14 protein-coding genes and 1 tRNA gene are annotated in these 21338 nt (G+C 65.3%); 11 read left to right on the top strand and 4 right to left on the bottom strand.

The window, feature by feature from the left end; translation table 11 throughout:
- Nucleotides 1–261 precede the first annotated feature (261 nt).
- The 4 genes from F3I62_RS03975 to F3I62_RS03960 all read left to right on the top strand — a co-directional run bounded on the left by F3I62_RS03975 (nt 262) and on the right by F3I62_RS03960 (nt 6433).
- On the top strand, nt 262–2184 hold the full coding sequence (locus F3I62_RS03975; protein WP_160488370.1) for a PrkA family serine protein kinase: 1923 nt from the start codon (nt 262–264) through the stop codon (nt 2182–2184).
- 73 nt (nt 2185–2257) lie between these two features.
- A complete protein-coding gene (locus F3I62_RS03970) occupies nt 2258–3526 on the top strand; it encodes a YeaH/YhbH family protein (protein ID WP_160488369.1) in 1269 nt (422 codons plus the stop codon).
- Nucleotides 3527–3537: 11 nt separating this feature from the next.
- Complete coding sequence (locus F3I62_RS03965) at nt 3538–5103, top strand: SpoVR family protein (protein WP_160488368.1); 1566 nt, start codon at nt 3538–3540, stop codon at nt 5101–5103.
- A gap of 97 nt (nt 5104–5200) precedes the next feature.
- Nucleotides 5201–6433: a multifunctional CCA addition/repair protein gene (locus F3I62_RS03960; RefSeq protein WP_160488367.1), complete on the top strand. Its 1233-nt coding sequence runs from the start codon at nt 5201–5203 to the stop codon at nt 6431–6433.
- A 64-nt stretch (nt 6434–6497) separates the two neighbouring features.
- Here the strand turns inward: F3I62_RS03960 and folK are convergent, their stop codons facing one another.
- Both folK and folB read right to left on the bottom strand, forming a co-directional pair.
- On the bottom strand, nt 6498–7031 hold the full coding sequence (gene folK / locus F3I62_RS03955) for a 2-amino-4-hydroxy-6-hydroxymethyldihydropteridine diphosphokinase (protein ID WP_160488366.1): 534 nt from the start codon (nt 7029–7031) through the stop codon (nt 6498–6500).
- On the bottom strand, nt 7028–7381 hold the full coding sequence (gene folB / locus F3I62_RS03950) for a dihydroneopterin aldolase (protein WP_160488365.1): 354 nt from the start codon (nt 7379–7381) through the stop codon (nt 7028–7030). Before folB ends, folK begins: the two co-directional genes overlap by 4 nt.
- A 76-nt stretch (nt 7382–7457) precedes the next feature.
- On the opposite strand from folB, the gene plsY reads away from it, so the two are divergent.
- On the top strand, nt 7458–8027 hold the full coding sequence (gene plsY / locus F3I62_RS03945) for a glycerol-3-phosphate 1-O-acyltransferase PlsY (protein WP_160488364.1): 570 nt from the start codon (nt 7458–7460) through the stop codon (nt 8025–8027).
- Between the two features lie 19 nt (nt 8028–8046).
- Here plsY and tsaD read toward each other — a convergent pair whose 3' ends face one another.
- A complete protein-coding gene (tsaD, locus tag F3I62_RS03940; protein WP_160488363.1) occupies nt 8047–9072 on the bottom strand; it encodes a tRNA (adenosine(37)-N6)-threonylcarbamoyltransferase complex transferase subunit TsaD in 1026 nt (341 codons plus the stop codon).
- A 202-nt stretch (nt 9073–9274) separates the two neighbouring features.
- Here tsaD and rpsU point away from each other — a divergent pair, with 202 nt between their 5' ends.
- The 6 genes from rpsU to F3I62_RS03910 all read left to right on the top strand — a co-directional run bounded on the left by rpsU (nt 9275) and on the right by F3I62_RS03910 (nt 19476).
- Nucleotides 9275–9490 (top strand): 30S ribosomal protein S21, encoded by a 216-nt coding sequence (gene rpsU, locus F3I62_RS03935; protein WP_021702507.1) that lies wholly within the window; start codon nt 9275–9277, stop codon nt 9488–9490.
- A 153-nt stretch (nt 9491–9643) separates the two neighbouring features.
- Entirely contained in the window at nt 9644–11620 is a 1977-nt protein-coding gene (gene dnaG, locus F3I62_RS03930) for a DNA primase (RefSeq protein WP_160488362.1), read from the top strand.
- Between the two features lie 67 nt (nt 11621–11687).
- Nucleotides 11688–13532 (top strand): RNA polymerase sigma factor RpoD, encoded by a 1845-nt coding sequence (rpoD, locus tag F3I62_RS03925; protein WP_160488361.1) that lies wholly within the window; start codon nt 11688–11690, stop codon nt 13530–13532.
- A gap of 97 nt (nt 13533–13629) precedes the next feature.
- The gene (locus F3I62_RS03920) at nt 13630–17361 is read left to right on the top strand and encodes a bifunctional diguanylate cyclase/phosphodiesterase (protein ID WP_160488360.1); all 3732 of its coding nucleotides are present in this window, start codon (nt 13630–13632) and stop codon (nt 17359–17361) included.
- 16 nt (nt 17362–17377) lie between these two features.
- Nucleotides 17378–17454, top strand: a tRNA-Ile gene (locus F3I62_RS03915).
- A gap of 255 nt (nt 17455–17709) precedes the next feature.
- Complete coding sequence (locus F3I62_RS03910) at nt 17710–19476, top strand: diguanylate cyclase (protein WP_160488359.1); 1767 nt, start codon at nt 17710–17712, stop codon at nt 19474–19476.
- 53 nt (nt 19477–19529) lie between these two features.
- On the opposite strand, the gene F3I62_RS03905 is transcribed toward F3I62_RS03910, so the two are convergent.
- A complete protein-coding gene (locus F3I62_RS03905; RefSeq protein ID WP_160488358.1) occupies nt 19530–21329 on the bottom strand; it encodes an alkyl/aryl-sulfatase in 1800 nt (599 codons plus the stop codon).
- Between the last annotated feature and the right edge of the window lie 9 nt (nt 21330–21338).

Raw genomic sequence — 21338 nt, 5'->3', positions numbered from 1 at the left:
GCGAGCCCGCGCCGCACCTGCCCTTCAGCGCTTTGCCGACAAGCGGCAATATCCTGTCACCCTTACGCCATCCTTGCGCCTGCCGAATCCGAACTACTCTTAAGTCGAGGCCATCCAAAAGGAAGAGCCGGCACACCGGTTCCGGGCCATCGGTTGCGTTTTTGAGGTGTTCTGGGGGATTTCCGACGGCCGCTGCGGCGGCCAGCCCTGCACCCGCCCGATTACCCCGTGCCGGCTCCATGCAGCGAGCGAGGTGCAGTCATGAGCATATTCAGCCACTTCCAGCAACGCTTTGAAGCGACCCGCCAGGAGGAATATTCCCTTCAGGAATATCTGGAGCTGTGCAAGACGGATCGCAGCGCCTATGCCACGGCAGCCGAACGCCTGCTGATGGCCATCGGCGAGCCGGAGCTGATCGATACGTCGAGCAACTCGCGCCTGTCGCGGATCTTCTCCAACAAGGTGATCCGTCGCTATCCGGCCTTCGCCGACTTCCACGGCATGGAAGAGTGCATCGACCAGATCGTCTCCTACTTCCGCCACGCCGCTCAGGGCCTGGAAGAGAAGAAGCAGATCCTCTACCTGCTCGGCCCGGTCGGCGGCGGCAAGTCGTCGCTGGCGGAAAAGCTCAAGCAGCTGATGGAAAAGGTGCCCTTCTACGCGATCAAGGGTTCGCCGGTGTTCGAATCGCCGCTGGGGCTGTTCAACGCCGATGAGGACGGCGCCATCCTCGAAGAGGACTACGGCATCCCGCGGCGCTATCTGAACAGCATCATCTCGCCCTGGGCGACCAAGCGCCTGACCGAATTCGGCGGCGACATCAGCCAGTTCCGCGTGGTCAAGCTGTACCCCTCGATCCTCAACCAGATCGCCGTGGCCAAGACCGAGCCGGGCGACGAGAACAACCAGGACATCTCCGCTCTGGTCGGCAAGGTGGATATCCGCAAGCTGGAAGAATTCCCGCAGAACGACGCCGACGCCTACAGCTACTCGGGCGCGCTGTGCCGGGCCAACCAGGGCCTGATGGAATTCGTCGAGATGTTCAAGGCGCCGATCAAGGTGCTGCACCCCCTGCTGACCGCCACCCAGGAGGGCAACTACAACAGCACCGAAGGCCTCGGCGCGATCCCCTACAGCGGTATCCTGCTGGCCCACTCCAACGAGTCCGAGTGGCACAGCTTCCGCAACAACAAGAACAACGAGGCGTTCATCGACCGCATCTACATCGTCAAGGTGCCCTACTGCCTGCGCGTCACCGACGAGGTGAAGATCTACGACAAGCTGCTGTTCAACAGCTCGCTGGCCAACGCCCACTGCGCGCCGGACACCCTGAAGATGCTCGCCCAGTTCTCCGTGCTGAGCCGGCTGAAGGAGCCGGAGAACTCCAACATCTACTCGAAGATGCGGGTCTACGACGGCGAGAACCTCAAGGACACCGACCCCAAGGCCAAGTCGATCCAGGAGTACCGCGACACCGCCGGGGTGGACGAAGGCATGACCGGCCTGTCGACCCGCTTTGCCTTCAAGATCCTGTCCAAGGTGTTCAACTTCGACCCCCACGAGATCGCCGCCAACCCGGTGCACCTGCTGTATGTGCTGGAGCAGCAGATCGAGCAGGAACAGTTCCCCGCCGAGGTGCGCGAGCGCTACCTGCGCTTCATCAAGGAATACCTGGCGCCGCGCTACATCGAGTTCATCGGCAAGGAGATCCAGACCGCCTACCTGGAGTCCTACAGCGAGTACGGGCAGAACATCTTCGACCGCTACGTGCTGTACGCCGACTTCTGGATCCAGGACCAGGAATACCGCGACCCGGAAACCGGCGAAATCCTCAACCGCGTGGCCCTCAACGAGGAGCTGGAGAAGATCGAGAAGCCGGCCGGCATCAGCAACCCGAAGGATTTCCGCAACGAGATCGTCAACTTCGTGCTGCGCGCCCGCGCCAACAACAACGGCAAGAACCCGACCTGGCTCAGCTACGAGAAGCTGCGCGTGGTGATCGAGAAGAAGATGTTCTCCAACACCGAGGATCTGCTGCCGGTCATCAGCTTCAACGCCAAGGCGAGCAAGGAGGACCAACAGAAGCACAACGACTTCGTCACCCGTATGGTCGAGCGTGGCTACACCGAGAAGCAGGTGCGCCTGCTGTCCGAATGGTATCTGCGGGTTCGCAAGTCGCAGTAACCCGCTGCCGGCGCCCCCTGCGGCCGCGCCGGCTGCCGCAGGCCTGTACGGGCCTGCGTGCTAAGGAGACGTCATGAGCTATGTCATCGACCGACGCCTGAATGGCAAGAACAAGAGCACGGTGAACCGCCAGCGCTTCCTGCGGCGTTACCGTGACCACATCAAGAAGGCCGTGGAGGAGGCCGTCAGCCGGCGTTCCATCACCGACATGGAGCACGGCGAGCAGATCAGCATTCCCGGCCGCGACATCGACGAGCCGGTGCTGCACCACGGTCGCGGCGGCAAACAAACCACCGTGCACCCGGGCAACAAGCAGTTCAGCGGCGGCGACCATATCCCCCGGCCCCAGGGCGGTGGCGGTCGCGGCGCCGGCAAGGCGAGCAACTCCGGCGAGGGCATGGACGAGTTCGTGTTCCAGATCACCCAGGAAGAGTTCCTCGACTTCATGTTCGAGGACCTGGAGCTGCCCAACCTGGTCAAGCGCCACCTGACCGGCAGCGACACCTTCAAGACCGTGCGCGCCGGCATCAGCAACGAAGGCAACCCGTCGCGGATCAACATCGTGCGCACCCTACGCTCGGCCCATGCGCGGCGCATCGCCCTGTCCGGCAGCAGCCGCGCCAAGCTCAAGCTGGCCCTGGCCGAACTGGAGCGGCTGAAGACCGAAGAACCGGACAACTTCGGCGATATCCAGGAAATCGAGGCGGAAATCGGCAAGCTGCGCGCGCGCATCAACCGTGTGCCGTTCCTCGACACCTTCGACCTCAAGTACAACCTGCTGACCAAGCAGCCCAACCCCAGCTCCAAGGCGGTGATGTTCTGCCTGATGGACGTGTCCGGCTCGATGACCCAGGCCACCAAGGACATCGCCAAGCGCTTCTTTATCCTTCTCTATCTCTTTCTGAAGCGGAACTACGACAAGATCGAAGTGGTGTTCATCCGCCACCACACCAGCGCCAAGGAGGTCGACGAGGAAGAGTTCTTCTACTCGCGGGAAACCGGCGGCACCATCGTCTCCAGCGCGCTGAAGATGATGCAGGAGATCATGGCCGCGCGTTACCCGGTCAACGAATGGAACATCTACGGCGCCCAGGCGTCGGACGGCGACAACTGGAATGACGATTCGCCGGTCTGCCGCGATATCCTGATCAACCAGATCATGCCGTTCGTGCAGTACTTCACCTACGTCGAGATCACCCCGCGCGAACACCAGGCCCTGTGGTTCGAGTACGAACAGGTCGGCGAAAGCTACGCCGACACCTTCGCCCAGCAGCAGCTGGTCTCGGCCGCGGACATCTACCCGGTATTCCGTGAACTGTTCCAGCGCCGCCTGGTGACCTGAGGGGAGCCGCGATGACCGCCACCGAGAAAAAACGCCAGCCGATTTCCACCGGCTCGGAATGGACCTTCGAACTGGTGCGCGCCTACGACCGCGAAATCGCGCGCCTCGCCGAACGCTATGCGCTCGACACCTACCCCAACCAGATCGAGGTGATCACCGCCGAACAGATGATGGACGCCTACGCCTCGGTCGGCATGCCGCTGGGCTACCACCACTGGTCCTACGGCAAGCATTTCCTCGCCACCGAGAAGGGCTACACCCGCGGGCAGATGGGCCTGGCCTACGAGATCGTGATCAACTCCGATCCGTGCATCGCCTACCTGATGGAAGAGAACACCATGTGCATGCAGGCCCTGGTGATCGCCCACGCCTGCTACGGCCACAACAGCTTCTTCAAGGGCAACTACCTGTTCCGCACCTGGACCGACGCCAGCTCGATCATCGACTACCTGGTGTTCGCCAAGCAGTACATCATGCAGTGCGAGGAGCGCCACGGCATCGACGCGGTGGAAGACCTGCTCGACTCCTGCCACGCACTGATGAACTATGGAGTCGACCGCTACAAGCGGCCCTACCCGATCTCCGCCGAGGAGGAACGGCGCCGCCAGAAGGACCGCGAGGAACACCTGCAGAAGCAGATCAACGACCTCTGGCGCACCATCCCCAAGAGCACCAGCAAGGGCCACGACCAGGACAGCAAGCGCTGGCCGGCCGAACCGCAGGAAAACATCCTGTACTTCTTGGAGAAGCACGCGCCGCTGCTGGAGCCCTGGCAGCGCGAGGTGATCCGCATCGTGCGCAAGATCGCCCAGTACTTCTACCCGCAACGCCAGACCCAGGTGATGAACGAGGGCTGGGCGACCTTCTGGCACTACACCCTGATGAACGACCTGTACGACGAGGGTCTGGTCACCGACGGCTTCATGATGGAGTTCCTCCAGTCGCACACCAGCGTGATCTACCAGCCGGGCTTCGACAGCCCCTACTACAGCGGCATAAACCCCTACACCCTGGGCTTCGCCATCTACAGCGACATCCGCCGCATCTGCGAACACCCCACCGAGGAAGACCGCCGCTGGTTCCCCGACATCGCCGGCAGCGACTGGCTGTCCACCCTCAAGTTCGCCATGGCCAACTTCAAGGACGAGAGCTTCATCCTGCAGTTCCTCTCGCCCAAGGTGATCCGCGACCTCAAGCTGTTCAGCGTGATGGACGACGACCAGCAGGACGACATGCTGGTGCCGGCGATCCACGACGAGCCGGGCTACCGCATCATCCGCGAGACCCTGGCCGCCCAGTACAACCTGGGCAACCGCGAACCCAACGTGCAGATCTGGAGTGTCGACCGCCGCGGCGACCGTTCGCTGACCCTGCGCCACCAGCAGCACGACCGCAAGCCGCTGGGCGACTCCACCAACGAAGTACTCAAGCACCTGCACCGCCTGTGGGGCTTCGACATCCACCTGGAGGTGCGCCAGGGCGAGCAGACCATCGGCGTGCAGCATGTGCCGCCGCGCGGCGACACGGCAGCCGAGGGCGACTACCCGCGCCTGGACCTGATGCTCCCGCCACCCTAGGGCCCGCCCCGTTTAGCTCGCCGCCGCGACGAGCCACCTGCGCCGCCCGCCCGGCGGCGTTTTCGCTTATCCTCCGCCGCTACGGAGGAATCAACTCATGCAGATCTACAAGGTCGGCGGCGCCGTGCGCGACCGCCTGCTCGGGCGGCCGGTCAGCGATATCGACTGGGTGGTGGTCGGCGCCGATGCGCAGAGCATGCTCGACCAGGGCTATCGGCCGGTGGGTGACGACTTCCCGGTATTCCTCCACCCCCGGAGCGGCGAGGAATATGCGCTGGCCCGCACCGAGCGCAAATCCGGCCAGGGTTACGGCGGCTTCACCTTCTACGCCAGCCCGGACGTGACCCTGGAGGAAGACCTGATCCGCCGCGACCTGACCGTCAACGCCATGGCCGAGGACGACCAAGGCCGGGTCATCGACCCCTATGGCGGCCAGCGCGACCTCGCAGCGCGGGTGCTGCGCCATGTCTCCCCGGCCTTCGCCGAAGACCCGTTACGCGTGCTGCGGGTGGCCCGCTTCGCCGCGCGCTATGCGCCGCTGGGCTTTATCGTTGCGCCGGAGACCCTGGCCCTGATGCGCCAGCTGGCCGAATCCGGCGAGCTCAAGGTGCTGACCGCGGAACGCAGCTGGAAGGAAATTTCCCGCGCCCTACTGGAACCCTGCCCCGAGGTGTTCATCCAGGTACTGCGCGACTGCGGCGCCCTGGCCGAGCTGCTGCCGGAAGTCGACGCGCTGTTCGGCGTACCGCAAACCGCCGTCCATCACCCGGAAATCGACACCGGCCTGCACAACCTGATGGTCTTGCAGCAATGCGCCCGCCACCAGCAGCCGCTGAGCGTACGCTGGGCCTGCCTGCTGCACGATCTGGGCAAGGGCACCACGCCGCCGGCCGAGTGGCCGCGGCATATCGCCCACGAAACACGCGGTCTGAAGCTGATCAAGGCGGTGAACGCGCGCTGCAAGGTGCCCAAGGATTGCGCCGAACTGGCCCTGCTGGTCGGCGAGTACCACACCCATGGCCACCGTGCCCTGGAGTTGCGCGCGGACACCCTGCTCGGCCTGTTGCAGAGCTTCGATGTCTACCGCCGGCCGCAACGCTTCGAGGAATTCCTCGCCGCCTGCGAGATGGATGCCCGCGGCCGCCTCGGCTTCGAAGAGCGCGCCTACCCCCAGGCCGCCTACCTGCACGGCGCCATGCAGGCCGCCCGCGCGGTGGCGGTGCAGCCCCTGCTGGCCCAGGGCCTGCAGGGCGCCGAACTGGGCGAAGCACTCAAGCGCGAACGCCTGCAGGCCCTCAAGGCCTACAAGGCCGGCGCGTCGGCCGAATGATCAGGGTGCTTCGCAGGGTGCGCCATGCGCACCGACACCCGCCCGGCGCTGCGTCGACGGGCGCTTAGCGCGGTGCGGGAAAGGCCTGGATCAGCGCCGGTGGAGTCAGCGCCACGCCACGCCAGTCGAAGGCGACCGGCCACAGCTGCTGGTCGATCTGCGCCTGCGCCCAGAGCTGGGCGAAGGGCTTGCCGGTTCCCGGGTGCAACAGCTCTGGCACCAGCAGCGCCAGCGGCCAGAGCACGAAGGCATTGCTGAGGATTTCCGCGCGCGGCAGGATCAGCCCATCGAAGTTGCCGACCAGCTCGTCGTACAGCAGCACGTCGATATCCAGCGGCAAGCCCTTGCGGTTCGGCGCATAGCGGCCGTTGTCGGCCTCGATGAACTTCAGCCGGCGGTCCAGCTCGGTCAGCGGCAGCTCGGTGCGCGCGCTCACCACCAGGTTGAAGAACGGCCCGCTCTTGATCCCCACCGGCGCGCTCTCGAATACCGGCGAACAGCGCAGGTCATGGAGAAAGCCGGCCAGAGCATCCAGCCCGGCCTGCAGGTGACGCTCACGCTCGAAATTGCTGCCCAGGCCGAGCAGGATATGGGTCATGGTCGGCTGCGCTCGATTGCCACCCCGACCGCACGGGCCGCCGGATTGGCACCGGGCTTGGTCACCTTGAGGCGCAGCCAGGGCATGCCGAAGCGCTCCAGCAGGCTGGCGGCCAGGCGCTCGGCAAAGGTCTCCACCAGCTGGAACTGCGCGGCGCCGGCAAACGCCTGCACATGCTGGTTCACCGCGGCGTAATCCAGCGCCAGGGTCAGGTCGTCGGTGGAGGCGGCCGGGCGGATATCCCAGGCGAAGGTCAGGTCCAGGCGCAGGCATTGGCGAATGCCGCGCTCCCAGTCGTACGCGCCGATCAGCGTGTCGACTTCCAGGCCCTCGATAAAGACTTTGTCCAAGCACTTAACTCCACAGCACGACAAGGAGTGTGTCCCGCCGCTAGAATCGGGGCTCACTCGCCCCGGAATGGATACCATGTTCTGGCTGTTGGTACTGCTCGCCTACCTGCTCGGCTCGCTGTCCTTCGCCATCCTGCTCAGCCGCCTGAGCGGTGGGCCGGACCCGCGCACCAATGGCTCCGGCAACCCCGGCGCCACCAACATGCTGCGGGTGGCGGGCAAGAAGCTGGCCATCCTCACCCTGCTCGGCGACCTGTTCAAGGGCCTGCTGCCGATCCTGATCGCCGGCCAGCTCGGCTTTGCCATCCAGCAACAGGCCTGGATCGGCCTCGCCGCCGTGATCGGCCATCTGTACCCGCTGTATTTCCGCTTCAAGGGTGGCAAGGGCGTGGCCACTGCCGCCGGCATGCTGCTCGGCCTGTATCCGCCGGCGGCCCTGCTGGCGCTCGCCGCCTGGGCGCTGACGTTCATCCTCACCCGCACCAGCTCACTCGCCTCGCTGATCGCCACACCGCTGACCCTGCCGCTCCTGGCCTGGCAGCAGCCGGCGGCGCTGTTGCCGATGTGCGCCCTCACCGGGCTGATCGTCTGGCGTCATCGGCGCAATTTACGCGACCTGTTCGCCGGACGCGAACGCCACTTCTGAATGCCCCGGCGCGCCGGCCTTACAGGGCCGGCAACTGCTCCATCGGCCAACGCGCCTGCACGCCGATCGCTGGACCGCCCTGCTGGCCGGCCTGCAGGCGCTGGCAGCCGGCATAGGCGATCATCGCGCCGTTGTCGGTGCAAAAACGCGGCCGCGCGTAGAACACCCGGCCCTTGAGCTCGCCGAGCATCTTCTCCAGGGAACGGCGCAGCGCCTGGTTGGCACTGACCCCGCCGGCGATCACCAGGCTGTTCAGGCCGCACTGCTTGAGCGCGCGCCGGCACTTGATGGTCAGGGTATCCACCACCGCCTGCTGGAAGGCCAGGGCCACGTCGGCGCGGGTCTGTTCGCTGGCATCGCCGGCGTCGCGACACTGCAGCCAGGTATTCAGGGTGAAGGTCTTCAGCCCGCTGAAGCTGAAGTCCAGGCCAGGGCGATCGGTCATCGGCCGCGGGAAGGTGAAGCGCCCCGGCGTACCGGTTTCGGCCAGGCGGGCGATCTCCGGACCACCCGGATAGGGCAGGCCCATCAGCTTGGCGGTCTTGTCGAAGGCCTCGCCGGCGGCGTCGTCCAGCGATTCGCCGAGCAACTGGTAGCGGCCGATGCCGTCGACGCGAACCAGCTGGGTATGCCCGCCGGAAACCAGCAAGGCGACGAACGGAAAGGCCGGCGGCTGTTCTTCCAGCATGGGCGCCAGCAGGTGGCCTTCCATGTGGTGCACGCCGAGGGCCGGAATGCCCCAGGCAAAGGCCAGCGCCTGGGCGCAGGAGGCGCCGACCAGCAGCGCACCGACCAGGCCGGGGCCCGCGGTGTAGGCGATGCCGTCGATCTGCGCCGGCGCGACCTGCGCCTCGGCCAGCACCTCGCGGATCAGCGGCAGCATGCGCTTGACGTGATCGCGCGAGGCCAGCTCCGGCACCACCCCGCCAAACACGCGGTGTTGCTCGATCTGGCTGAATAGGGCGTCGGCCAGCAGGCCGCGTTCGCTGTCGTACAGAGCGACGCCGGTTTCATCGCAGGAAGTTTCCAAGCCCAGCACCAGCATGGGTTTGCGCCTTTAATAACGGGGAAATTCGAAGGCGCGCATAATAATCGCCGCCCTGCGGGCCGACCAGCGCTTTTCGATCAGAGGCTTTGCATTCTGTGGCGCTTGGCGTTAATATCCGCAGCCCTTGAAAACCGACGTATTCCCGTGCCCTAGCCGGATCGCGTCGTCCATTCGGTAAAACAGTGAAGGTACGACCTGGATGCCAGCCGTCAAAGTTAAAGAGAACGAACCCTTCGACGTAGCTCTGCGTCGCTTCAAGCGCTCCTGCGAAAAGGCCGGTGTATTGGCCGAAGTGCGCAGCCGCGAGTTCTACGAGAAGCCAACCACCGAGCGCAAGCGCAAGGCAGCTGCTGCTGTTAAGCGTCACGCGAAGAAAGTGCAGCGCGAACAGCGCCGCCGCGAGCGCCTGTACTGAGTCATCAGTCACGCCGCAAAGGTTTCCGCATGGCCCGGCTCACGCCGGGCTTTGCATTTTCAGGCTCCACCGCACTCCGCTTCGCCAGCCGGCGAATGATCGGAGTTTTTTCGTTTATGCTCCCGCCTCTGGCACCAGCACACTGACGACTCCATGGCCGGCCTGATCCCGCAATCCTTCATCGATGACCTGCTCAACCGCACCGACATAGTCGAGGTGGTGAGTTCGCGCATCCAGATCAAGAAGGCCGGCAAGAACTACACGGCCTGCTGCCCGTTCCACAAGGAAAAGACCCCTTCCTTCAGCGTCAGCCCGGACAAGCAGTTCTACTACTGCTTCGGCTGCGGTGCCGGCGGCAACGCGCTCGGCTTCATCATGGACCACGACAACCTGGATTTTCCCCAGGCCATCGAGGAACTGGCCAAGCGCGCCGGCATGGAAATCCCCCGCGAGGAAGGCGGACGCCACAGCAAGCCGCGCCAGCCCACCGACTCGCCGCTCTACCCGCTGCTGACCGCCGCCAGTGACTACTACCGCCAGGCCCTGAAGAGCCACCCGACGCGCAAGGCGGCGGTGGACTACCTCAAGGGCCGCGGCCTGTCCGGCGAGATCGCCCGCGACTTCGGCCTCGGCTTCGCCCCGCCGGGCTGGGACAACCTGCTCAAGCACCTGGGCGGCGACACCCCGCAGCAGAAGGCAATGATCGACGCCGGCCTGCTGATCGAAAACGCCGAAACCGGCAAGCGCTACGACCGCTTCCGCGACCGCGTGATGTTCCCCATCCGCGACAGCCGCGGGCGGATCATCGCCTTCGGCGGCCGGGTGCTCGGCGATGACAAGCCCAAGTACCTGAACTCCCCGGAAACCCCGGTGTTCCACAAGGGCCAGGAACTCTACGGCCTGTACGAGGCGCGCAAGAACAACCGCGACCTCGACGAGATCATGGTGGTCGAGGGCTACATGGACGTCATCGCCCTGGCCCAGCAAGGCCTGCGCAACGCCGTGGCCACCCTCGGCACCGCCACCAGCGAGGAACACCTCAAGCGCCTGTTCCGCATCGTGCCCAGCGTGCTGTTCTGCTTCGACGGCGACGCCGCCGGGCGCAAGGCCGCCTGGCGCGCCCTCGAATCGACCCTGCCGAGCCTGCAGGACGGGCGCCGCGCGCGCTTCCTGTTCCTCCCCGAAGGCGAGGACCCGGACAGCCTGGTCCGCGCCGAAGGCACCGACGCCTTCCGCGCCCGCATCAACCAGCACGCCCAGCCGCTGGCCGACTATTTCTTCCAGCAGCTGTGCGAAGAGGCCGACCCGCGCTCCCTGGAAGGCAAGGCGCACCTGGCGACCCTGGCCAGCCCGCTGATCGAGCAGATTCCCGGCAACAACCTGCGCGCCCTGATGCGCATGCGCCTGGGCGAAATCACCGGCCTCACCGCCGACGCCCTGGCACAACTGAGCCGCAGCACGCCGCCGCCCACACCCAGCAGCCCGCAGGATTACGCCCCCGCCGCCGATCACTATTACGATGCGCAGCCGGAATACGGCGATGTCGCCGACTACGCCGACCATATCGAGCCGCCCCAGGAGGCCTTCGAACCGAAGAAGAACTGGAAGAAAGGCGAAGGCAAGCCATGGAAGAAGGACGGCAACTGGAAAAAAGGCGGGCGCGACGACCAGCCGCGCATACCGCGCAAGGCCGTCAGCGTCGAATCGCCGACCCTGACCGCCCTGCGCACCCTGCTGCACCATCCCAACCTGGCGCAGAAAGTCGAGGATGTCAGCCATTTCGCCGCCGAAGACGACACCTACGCCCAACTGCTGGTCGCCCTGCTCGGCGCCCTGCAGAAGAGCCCGAACCTGCGCTCGCTGCAACTGATCGCGCGCTGGCACGGCACCGAACAGGGCCGCCTGCTGCGTGCCCTGGCGGAAAAGGAATGGCTGATTTCCGTCGACAACCTTGAACAACAGTTTTTCGACACTATAACTAGCTTGGTAGCCCGCCAACGCGAGCGCAGCCTGGAACAACTGCTGCGCAAAGCCCGTCAAAGTGAATTGAATACCGAGGAAAAGGAGCAGCTGCGAAACCTGCTCAATCGCAACCATTCGCCCGCTTCCCCGACCTCAACTGGCGCTTGAGGCCTCGAATCGGGTATAATCCTCGGCTTGTTTTTTGCCCGCCAAGACCTTCAATGGATAGGGTGTTATGTCCGGAAAAGCGCAACAGCAATCTCGTTTGAAAGAGTTGATCGCCCGCGGTCGTGAGCAGGGTTACCTGACTTACGCGGAGGTCAACGACCACCTGCCGGAGGATATTTCCGACCCGGAACAGGTGGAAGACATCATCCGCATGATCAACGACATGGGGATCAACGTATTCGAGACTGCCCCGGATGCGGATGCCCTGTTGTTGGCCGAGGCCGACACCGATGAGGCTGCCGTCGAGGAAGCCGCAGCTGCCCTGGCGGCCGTGGAGACCGATATCGGCCGCACCACCGACCCGGTGCGCATGTACATGCGTGAAATGGGTACCGTGGAGCTGCTGACCCGCGAAGGCGAAATCGAAATCGCCAAGCGCATCGAAGAAGGCATCCGCGAAGTCATGAGCGCCATCGCTCACTTCCCGGGTACCGTCGACAGCATCCTCGCCGACTACCAGCGCGTCACCAGCGAAGGTGGCCGCCTGTCCGACATCCTCAGCGGCTATATCGACCCGGACGACGGCAGCCTGCCCGCCGAAGAAGTCCCGGTCGATCTGAAAACCGCCGCGCCGGCTGCCGAAGCCGCCGATGACGAGGAAGAAGAAAGCGACAGCGACGACGAAGAAGAAGGCGATGGCGGTCCGGACCCGGAAGAAGCCCTGCGCCGTTTCACCGCCGTCTCCGAGCAGCTGGAAAAAGCCCGCAAGGCCCTGAAGAAGCATGGCCGCAGCAGCAAGCAGGCGATCGCCGAACTGCTCGCCCTGGCCGAGTTGTTCATGCCGATCAAGCTGGTGCCCAAGCAGTTCGATGCCCTGGTCGAGCGCGTCCGCGGCTCGCTGGAGCAGCTGCGTGCCCAGGAACGCGCCATCATGCAGCTGTGCGTACGTGATGCACGCATGCCGCGCGCCGACTTCCTCAAGCTGTTCCCCGGCCACGAAGTCGACGAAACCTGGGCCGCCGGCCTGGCCAAGGGCAAGGCCAAGTACGCCGAGGCCATCGGCAACCTGCAGGCCGACATTCTGCGCTGCCAGCAGAAGCTGATCGCCCTGCAGAACGACACCAGCCTGACCATCGCCGAAATCAAGGACATCAACCGCCGCATGTCCATCGGCGAGGCCAAGGCCCGCCGGGCGAAGAAAGAGATGGTCGAGGCCAACCTGCGCCTGGTTATCTCCATCGCCAAGAAGTACACCAACCGCGGCCTGCAGTTCCTCGACCTGATCCAGGAAGGCAACATCGGCCTGATGAAGGCGGTGGACAAGTTCGAATACCGCCGCGGCTACAAGTTCTCGACCTACGCCACCTGGTGGATTCGCCAGGCGATCACCCGTTCGATCGCCGACCAGGCGCGCACCATCCGGATTCCGGTGCACATGATCGAGACGATCAACAAGCTCAACCGCATTTCCCGCCAGATGCTGCAGGAGATGGGTCGCGAACCGACCCCGGAAGAGCTGGGCGAGCGCATGGAAATGCCCGAGGACAAGATCCGCAAGGTACTGAAGATCGCCAAAGAGCCGATCTCCATGGAAACCCCGATCGGCGACGACGAGGACTCGCACCTGGGCGACTTCATCGAGGACAGCACCATGCAGTCCCCGATCGACGTGGCCACGGTGGAAAGCCTCAAGGAAGCCACCCGCGAAGTGCTGGCCGGCCTCACCGCCCGTGAAGCCAAGGTCCTGCGCATGCGCTTCGGCATCGACATGAATACCGACCACACCCTCGAGGAAGTCGGCAAGCAGTTCGATGTCACCCGCGAGCGGATCCGCCAGATCGAAGCCAAGGCGTTGCGCAAACTGCGCCACCCGACGCGAAGCGAGCATCTGCGCTCCTTCCTCGACGAGTAAAACCAGAACCCCCGGCGCAAACCGGGGGTTTTGCTTTATGCCCGACGTCACGCCCGACTACACTGCACGAATATCCCTTGCTGCGGAAACCGCCTGCATGTCGCGTTGGCTGGCCATTCTCCTGTTGTGTCTGGCGTACTGGGCAGCCCCGGCGCAAGCGCTCACCCTCAGTGCGAGCGAACAAGCCTGGCTGGCCGCACACCCGCAACTGCGCCTCGGCGTCGATGCCTCCTGGCCGCCCTTCGAGTTCCGCGACGAGCAGGGGCGCTACCAGGGGCTCAGCGCCAGCTATGTGGGGCTGATCGAAGAGCGCCTGGAGATCGACCTGGTGCCGGTCGAGCCACGCAGCTGGAGCGAACTGCTGAGCAGCGCCAAAAGCGGCCAGCTCGACCTGCTGCCGGGCGTGATGGCCACCCCGGAGCGCCAGCGGGACCTGGCCTTCACCCGCCCCTACCTCGACTTTCCGATCGTCATCATCGCCCACACCAACGGCGCACAACCGCACACGCTGCAGCAGCTGTACGGCCTGAAAGTCGCGGTGGTCAAGGACTACGCCCCCCACGAGCTGCTGCGCAGTCGCCATCCGGACCTCAACCTGCTGCCGCTGGCCAGCGTCAGCGCCGCCCTGCAAGCGGTCGCCACCGGCCAGGCCGACGCCTTGGTCGGCGACCTCGCCTCCAGTGTCTGGAGCATGCGCCAGCTCAAGCTCGAAGGCCTCTATGTCAGCGGCGAGACGCCCTACCGCTACCAGCTGGCGATGGCCGCGCCACACAGCCAGGCGGTGCTGATCGGCATTCTCGACAAGCTGTTCGCCGATCTCAGCGCCAAGGAAATCGAAAAACTGCAGGAACCCTGGGTCGGCGGCGTACTGGATCGCCGGCAGTTCTGGCAGCAGGCCCTGCTCTATGGCCTGCCGGCGCTGCTGGCGGCGGCCCTGATCCTCACCGCCCTGCTGCGCATCAACCGCCGCCTGAGCCAGGAGATACGCGGGCGCCACGCACTCGAACTGCAGCTGCGCAACAGCGCCCAGCACTACCGCGGCCTGGTCGAAAGCCTCAACGCGATCGCCTGGGAAATGCGCCTGGACGACTACTGTTTCACCTACGTCTCCCCGCACGCCGAACGCCTGCTCGGCTACCCGCTGAACGACTGGCTGGAGCCGGGCTTCTGGCAGCGCACCCTGCACCCGGACGATGCCGAATCCGCCCTCAACTACTGCGTCAGCGAGAGCCTGGCCGGCCGCGCCCACAGTCTCGACTACCGCATGCTGGCAGCCGACGGCCGGGTGGTGTGGATTCGCGACATCGTCACGCCGATCCAGCAGGACGGCAAACAGATCCTGCGCGGCCTGATGATCGACATCAGCGACACCAAGCAGGCCGAACAGGCGCGCCAGCTGTCCGAACAGAAGTTCACCTCGGTCTTCCACAACTGCCCGGACATCCTGGTGATCACCCGGCGCAGCGACGGCGTGCTGCTGGAGGTCAACCAGACCTTCGAACAGGAGTTCGGCATCACCGCCGCCCAGGCCGTCGGCAAGACCGCCACCGAGCTGGATATCTGGGGCCTGCCCGGCATCGGCCCGCAGCTGCTCGCCCGCCTGCAGGGCGAGGCGCTGAGCAACCTCGAGATGCCGTTCCGGCGCGGCAACGGCGAACTGTTCAGCGGCCTGATTTCGGCCCAGCCGGTATTCGTCGACGGCAACCAGGCGCTGATCGTCGCAGTACGCAACATCACCGAACTGAAGCGCACCCAGCAGCAGCTGAAGATTTCCGAGGAGAAGTTCGCCAAGGCCTTCCACGGCTCGCCGGACGGCCTGCTGATCACCCGCCTGCAGGATGGCTGCATGCTGGAAGCCAACGAGGGTTTCAGCCGTATCACCGGCTACGAGAGCCAGGAAGTGATCGGCCAGTCGACCCTGCAGCTCGAGCTGTGGGCCGACCCGCAGGATCGCCTGCAGATGATCGAGCAGCTCCGCCAGCATGGCCAGGCCCGCAACCTGAACGCCTGGATCCGCACCCGGGGCGGGCAACTGCGCCTCACCGAACTGTCGGCGCAGCTGATCATGGTCGACGAGGAACAATGCATCCTCACCATCGCCCGCGACATCACCGAACGCCAGCAGATGCAGGAGCGCCTGCACCAGGCCGCCACCGTGTTCGAAAACACCGCCGAAGGGGTGATGATCACCGACACCGACCAGCGCATCACCGCAGTCAACCGCGCCTTCAGCGAAATCACCGGCTACAGCGAGGCGGAAGCCCTCGGCCAGTCGCCGCGCCTGCTCTCCTCCGGCCAGCACGACAGCGCCTTCTATGCCGCCATGTGGCACCAGCTCTCCGCCGTCGGCCACTGGCAGGGGGAAATCTGGAACAAGCGCAAGAATGGCGAGCTGTTCCCGGAATGGCTGACCATCAGCGCAGTGCGCAATGCCGGCGGTGCCATCACCCATTTCGTCGCCGTGTTCGCCGACATCAGCACCCTCAAGCATGCCCAGGCGCGCCTCGACCACCAGGCCCACCATGACCCACTGACCGGCCTGCCCAACCGCCTGCTGTTCGAGAGCAGGCTGAATGCCGCGCTCAACGATGCGCGCTCGGACAACCAGCAGGGAGCCGTGGTCTTCCTCGACCTCGACCGCTTCAAGCACATCAACGACAGCCTCGGCCACCCGGTCGGCGACGCCCTGCTGAAGAGCATTGCCCAGCGCCTGCGCGAGCAGCTGCGCGACGTCGACACCGTGGCCCGCCTCGGCGGCGACGAGTTCATCGTCCTGCTCCCCGGCCTGCACCAGCAACGGGATGCCGAACGCGTCGCAACCAAGCTGCTGACCTGCTTCAACGCGCCGTTCCAGGTCGACAGCCACGAGTTCTTCATCAGCGCCAGCATCGGCATCAGCCTGTTCCCGGAGGACGGCAACGACGTCGCCACCCTGGTGAAGAATGCCGACGCGGCCATGTACAGCTCCAAGGCCAAGGGGCGCAACCGCATCGAGTTCTACACCCGCAGCCTGACCTTCCAGGCCACCGAGCGCATGACCCTGGAGCACGAACTGCGCCGCGCCATCGAACGCGACGAGCTGAGCCTGCACTACCAGCCCAAGATGTGCCTGAGCAGCGGCCGCCTGATCGGCGCCGAGGCGCTGATCCGCTGGAGCCACCCGGTGTTCGGCGAAATCCCGCCGGACCGCTTCATCCCCCTGGCCGAAGAAAACGGCATGATCCTCCAGCTCGGCGACTGGGTCCTGCAGGAAGCCTGCCGGCAGATGCGCGCCTGGCAGGACAGCCACGCACCCTTCGGCCCGCTGTCGGTCAACCTCTCCGGCAGCCAACTGCGCCAACCGCAACTGGCCGCGCGCATCGCCGACACCCTGCGCGACTACGGCCTGCACGCCAGCCGCCTGCAACTGGAAATCACCGAAGGTTTCATCATGACCCAGGCCGAAGAGGCCCTGGGCATCCTCCACGAACTCAAGGCCCTCGGCCTGCAGCTGGCGATCGACGACTTCGGCACCGGCTACTCCTCGCTCAGCTACCTCAAGCGCCTGCCGCTGGACATCCTGAAGATCGACAAATCCTTCGTCCGCGGCCTGCCCGGCGACCCCGACGATGCCGCCATCACCCGCGCCATCATCGCCCTCGGCCGCAGCCTGCAGATGACCGTGATCGCCGAAGGAGTGGAGACCAAGGCCCAGGAAATCTTCCTCAGCAGCGAAGGCTGCGAGCAGATCCAGGGCTACGTGGTCAGCCGGCCGCTCTCGGCAGAGTCCTTCGCCAGCAATTTCCTCGGCCCCTTATCGATTGGCAGCAGCGAAAGGGCGCCGGTATAATCCGCCCGCCTTCTGGGGGCCTATAGCTCAGTTGGTTAGAGCAGAGGACTCATAATCCTTTGGTCCACGGTTCGAGTCCGTGTGGGCCCACCATCAAAATTAAAGAGTTAGACCAGCTTTTGAGCTGGCCTTCTTCTTTTCTGCGCCGGAAATTATTTTTCGTTCACCGTACTGGCCAGCTCTTGGTTTCACGCCTGCGCCCCTCGGCACTCAACCAGCCCCGCCACCAGGCATGCCCGATACATCTATACCGGGCTGTAACGCCGGGTTCCATTATGGGTAGACTGCAATTCTTCATGGCCGATCAGCACCAGGCGGCGTCCACAGTCCTGGCGAAGCAGAGTCCACATGCAGCCGTTACCTTCTATCAAGGCGCCGGATAGCGCCAACGATGAGCGACTCCATGGCCTGGCCCGTCTGGCCAGGCGCCACTTCGACGTCCTCGCCGCGCTGGTGACCACGGCTGCCGAGGATCGCCAGCAGGTCAGGGCCTGTGATGGCCCACCCCTCGGCAATGCCTTCTGGGTCGAGCGCTTTGAGCAGCCCTGGAATGACGCCGGCACGCTTCTCGTGGTGCCCGATGTTCATCGCGACGCGCGTTTCCGCGATCACCACCTGCTCACAGCGGCGCCCCATGTGCGCTTTCTGGCCGCCTGCCCGCTGCTGGCCGCGGATGGCGGCGTGTTCGGCATGCTCTACCTGCTGCACGATCAGCCCCGCGAGCTGGACGCCGCGCAACAGCACGTGCTGCATGAGATTGCCCAGCTGACGGCCGACCTGCTCGCGCGCGAGGCTGAGGACGCCCGACTGCAGCGGGAAATCGCTGCGCTGCGCGCAAGTGAGAAACGCATGGCCCTGGCCATCGCCGGCAGCGCTACCGGCATCTGGGACCGCAACGTGGCCAGCGGCGAGATCCACTACTCCAGCGGCTGGAGGGCGCTGCTGGGCTACGCCGAGCATGAGGTCGGCCAGCGCATCGAGGAAAGCTACGCGCGCGTCCACCCGGCGGACCTGGATTATGTGCAGGCGAGCATTCAGGCCCATTTCGAACAACGCACCGACACCTATGAGGTCGAGCATCGCCTGCGTTGCCGGGATGGCAGCTACAAGTGGGTGTGCAGCCGCGGCAAGGTGGTCGAGCGCGATGCCGCCGGCAAGCCCTTGCGCATGATCGGCACCACCACCGACATCACCGCCATGCGCGCCCTGTCCGAACAGGTGCAGCAGACCGCTGCGCTGATGACCGACCTGACCAACGAGATCCCCGGCATGGTCTTCCAGTACCGGCGCCAGGCGGACGGCAGCTCGTTCCTTACCTATGCCAGCGCCGGCGTTCTGGATATCTACGGGCTCACCGCGCAGCAGCTGGCGGCCAATCCGCAGGCGCTGCTGGCGATCATCCACCCGGACGATCTGCCGCTCTATCTGGCGTCCTTCGCGGAGTCCGCCCGCCAGCTGGCGCCCTGGCACCTGGAGTACCGGGTGCAGCTGCCGGGCCGGGAAATCTCCTGGCGCCAGGGCGATGCGCGGCCCAGGCAACTGGAGGATGGCAGCGTGCTCTGGCACGGCTTCATCACCGACATCACCGAGCGCAAGCAGATCGAGGCCGAACTGCAGGTGTTCGCCACCACCGACTTCCTGACCCAGCTGGCCAACCGGCGCCATTTCATGCAGCAACTCGAAGCCGAGCTGGCCCGGGTGCAGCGCAGCGCGGGCCACCACGCGGCCATCCTGATGTTCGACCTGGACCACTTCAAGGCCATCAATGACCGCTGGGGCCACTCGGTGGGCGACCAGGCGCTGCAGCACTTCGCCACCATCCTCAGCGCCCAGCTGCGCAAGACCGACGCCGCCGGGCGCATGGGGGGCGAAGAGTTTGCCGTGGTGTTGAGCGATGCCGACCTCGACCAGGCCATGACCTTTGCCCGGCGCATCCAGGACGAACTCGCCGCAGCGCCGCTGACGCACGGCGACAAGCAGATCGCCCTGGCCGTCAGCATCGGCATCACCACCCTCGGCGCCAGCGACAGCAGCGCCGACGCCGCCCTGTCGCGCAGTGACATCGCGCTGTATGACGCCAAGCGCGGCGGCCGTAACCGCATCGAATGCCAGTGAGCGGGGCCGCACGAAACTAAGGCAGACCCTGCCCGACCGGCACGGGAAAATGCTCAACGCAGCGTCAGGGCGATCGGCGCATCCTCGAAGTCGAAGCAGCCGAGGAAGGTCTTGATCTCCAGCAGATCGCCATCGACCTTTACATCACCCAGCAACGCGCCCTTGAGCAGGCCGTTCTCGCCGCTCATCACGGTGTCCAGGTAGCTCTTGTCGAGGGTCAGCTTGAGCCTGGTGCCCGCGGGGATGCCCGGGTGCAACTGCACCACGCCGCGGCGTACTTCCAGCGCCCACTGCTCGCCGATATCCGGGAAACTGAAGCCCAGGGTCAGCTGCACATCATTGGCCTGGTCCGGGTCGACGCGGGTAATCCAGTTCTGCAGGAAGACCCGCGCCGGGAAGTTCTGCAGCATGTCCGGGGAGAGGAACGCACCGCGCATGTCCTGGGCCATCTGCCGCACCTGGTCACCGTCGAACTGGCCTTCCAGCTCCATGGCGCTCATCAGGTACCAGTTGCGCCAGTTGATGTTCATGCTGGCATAGCCGAGCTTGCGCAAGCTGCGCGCCTTGATGTCGCGGGCCAGGCGATCGTCGTTGTCCAGGCTGATGAGGTAGCTGGCCAGCTCCGCCGCCCACTGGTGCTCGCCCTGGAGATAGGCCTCGCCGGCGGCCAGCAGCACCTTGTCATGCCCGCCCATCAGGGCGATCAGGCGTTCGGCCTTCTGCTTGGGCGGCAGCGGGTCGAGCGCCACCGGGTCGCCCTGGAACCAGCCCAGGTAGCCGTTGTAGATCTGCCGCACGCTGTGCTTCACCGTGCCGTAGTACTCGCGCAGGTAGGGGGTGTAACCGGCCAGGTGCGGCGGCAGTTTGACCTTCTCGACCAGCTCGTCCGGCGTCAGGCCCTTGTTCATCCAGCGCACGGTCTGGTCGTGGATGTAGGCGATGCCGTCGCGGGTCATGCGCAGCACTTCCTCGACCTGCTGCTGGCCGCTGACCGGGCGGCCGTGCAGCGGCACCATGTGCTCGGCCTGGTAGGCGCGCAGCTTGTCCAGGCTCTCGACCCACACCACCGGGTCGCGGAACTTGGTGCCGCGCAGGGTGTGGATATTCGGCAGGGTCGGCCCCTGCTCCACCTCGGCGCTGATCAGCACGCGGTTGGCCGGCAGGTAGACGATGATCTCGTCCGGCGCCTCGCTGGGCACATGCAGGAACTGCAGGTCCAGGCCGGCGATGCGGGTGTCGAGCCGGTCCTTGAAGGTCAGGGTCGGGGCGATAAAGGTCGAAGCCTCGGCCTTGGCCAGCGGGCCGATGCCGGCATTCATCTGCTCGTGGTCACTGGCCGGCAGCGCGGCACCGAAACTGTAGCCGGAGCGCACCGAGAGAATCGGCCCGACCAGCGCACCCTGGGCCACCACATTGGCCAGCAGGGTGTCGTGGGCGATGATCTGCACCTCGCCGCTGCGCACCTGCTCTTGGGTGACGAAGGCCTTCACGCCGTTGATATGGTCCGGGTGGAAGTGGGTGTAGACCACCGCCTTGACCGGCTTGTCGCTGATCTTGCGGAACTCGGCCATGATCTTGCGCGACTCGCTGACCGACTCGCCGGTGTCGATGATGATCAGGCCTTCCGGCGCCTCGATCATCGCCACGTTGCCGAGCTGCCAGCCCACCGCCGAATAGACGTTGCCGGCCACCCGGTAGACCTGCTGCGCGAAGTGCTTGCTGTGCTCGGCCAGCTCCGGGTGGATCGAGGCGGCAATCTGTTCTTCGGGCAGCGCTGCATGGCTGGCCAGGGGCATGGCCAGGGGCATGGCCAGGCTCAGCAGCACGGCGGCAGTTCGGTTGCGTGAAAACATGCGCAGAGG

This window comes from Pseudomonas sp. R-28-1W-6 (genome assembly GCF_009799925.1).
GTDB lineage: Bacteria > Pseudomonadota > Gammaproteobacteria > Pseudomonadales > Pseudomonadaceae > Aquipseudomonas.
Note: the sequence above shows the minus strand (reverse complement) of the source record. Positions and strands in the feature narration are given on the sequence as shown.

Excerpts from the sequence above, each read along its gene's own strand:
- F3I62_RS03970 (WP_160488369.1), top strand. The coding sequence starts at position 2,258 with ATGAGCTATGTCATCGACCGACGCCTGAATGGCAAGAACAAGAGCACG.
- tsaD (WP_160488363.1), bottom strand. The coding sequence starts at position 9,072 with ATGCTGGTGCTGGGCTTGGAAACTTCCTGCGATGAAACCGGCGTCGCT.
- F3I62_RS03960 (WP_160488367.1), top strand. The coding sequence starts at position 5,201 with ATGCAGATCTACAAGGTCGGCGGCGCCGTGCGCGACCGCCTGCTCGGG.
- F3I62_RS03905 (WP_160488358.1), bottom strand. The coding sequence starts at position 21,329 with ATGTTTTCACGCAACCGAACTGCCGCCGTGCTGCTGAGCCTGGCCATG.
- F3I62_RS03920 (WP_160488360.1), top strand. The coding sequence starts at position 13,630 with ATGTCGCGTTGGCTGGCCATTCTCCTGTTGTGTCTGGCGTACTGGGCA.
- rpoD (WP_160488361.1), top strand. The coding sequence starts at position 11,688 with ATGTCCGGAAAAGCGCAACAGCAATCTCGTTTGAAAGAGTTGATCGCC.
- F3I62_RS03975 (WP_160488370.1), top strand. The coding sequence starts at position 262 with ATGAGCATATTCAGCCACTTCCAGCAACGCTTTGAAGCGACCCGCCAG.
- dnaG (WP_160488362.1), top strand. The coding sequence starts at position 9,644 with ATGGCCGGCCTGATCCCGCAATCCTTCATCGATGACCTGCTCAACCGC.
- F3I62_RS03910 (WP_160488359.1), top strand. The coding sequence starts at position 17,710 with ATGCAGCCGTTACCTTCTATCAAGGCGCCGGATAGCGCCAACGATGAG.
- plsY (WP_160488364.1), top strand. The coding sequence starts at position 7,458 with ATGTTCTGGCTGTTGGTACTGCTCGCCTACCTGCTCGGCTCGCTGTCC.
- rpsU (WP_021702507.1), top strand. The coding sequence starts at position 9,275 with ATGCCAGCCGTCAAAGTTAAAGAGAACGAACCCTTCGACGTAGCTCTG.
- folK (WP_160488366.1), bottom strand. The coding sequence starts at position 7,031 with ATGACCCATATCCTGCTCGGCCTGGGCAGCAATTTCGAGCGTGAGCGT.
- F3I62_RS03965 (WP_160488368.1), top strand. The coding sequence starts at position 3,538 with ATGACCGCCACCGAGAAAAAACGCCAGCCGATTTCCACCGGCTCGGAA.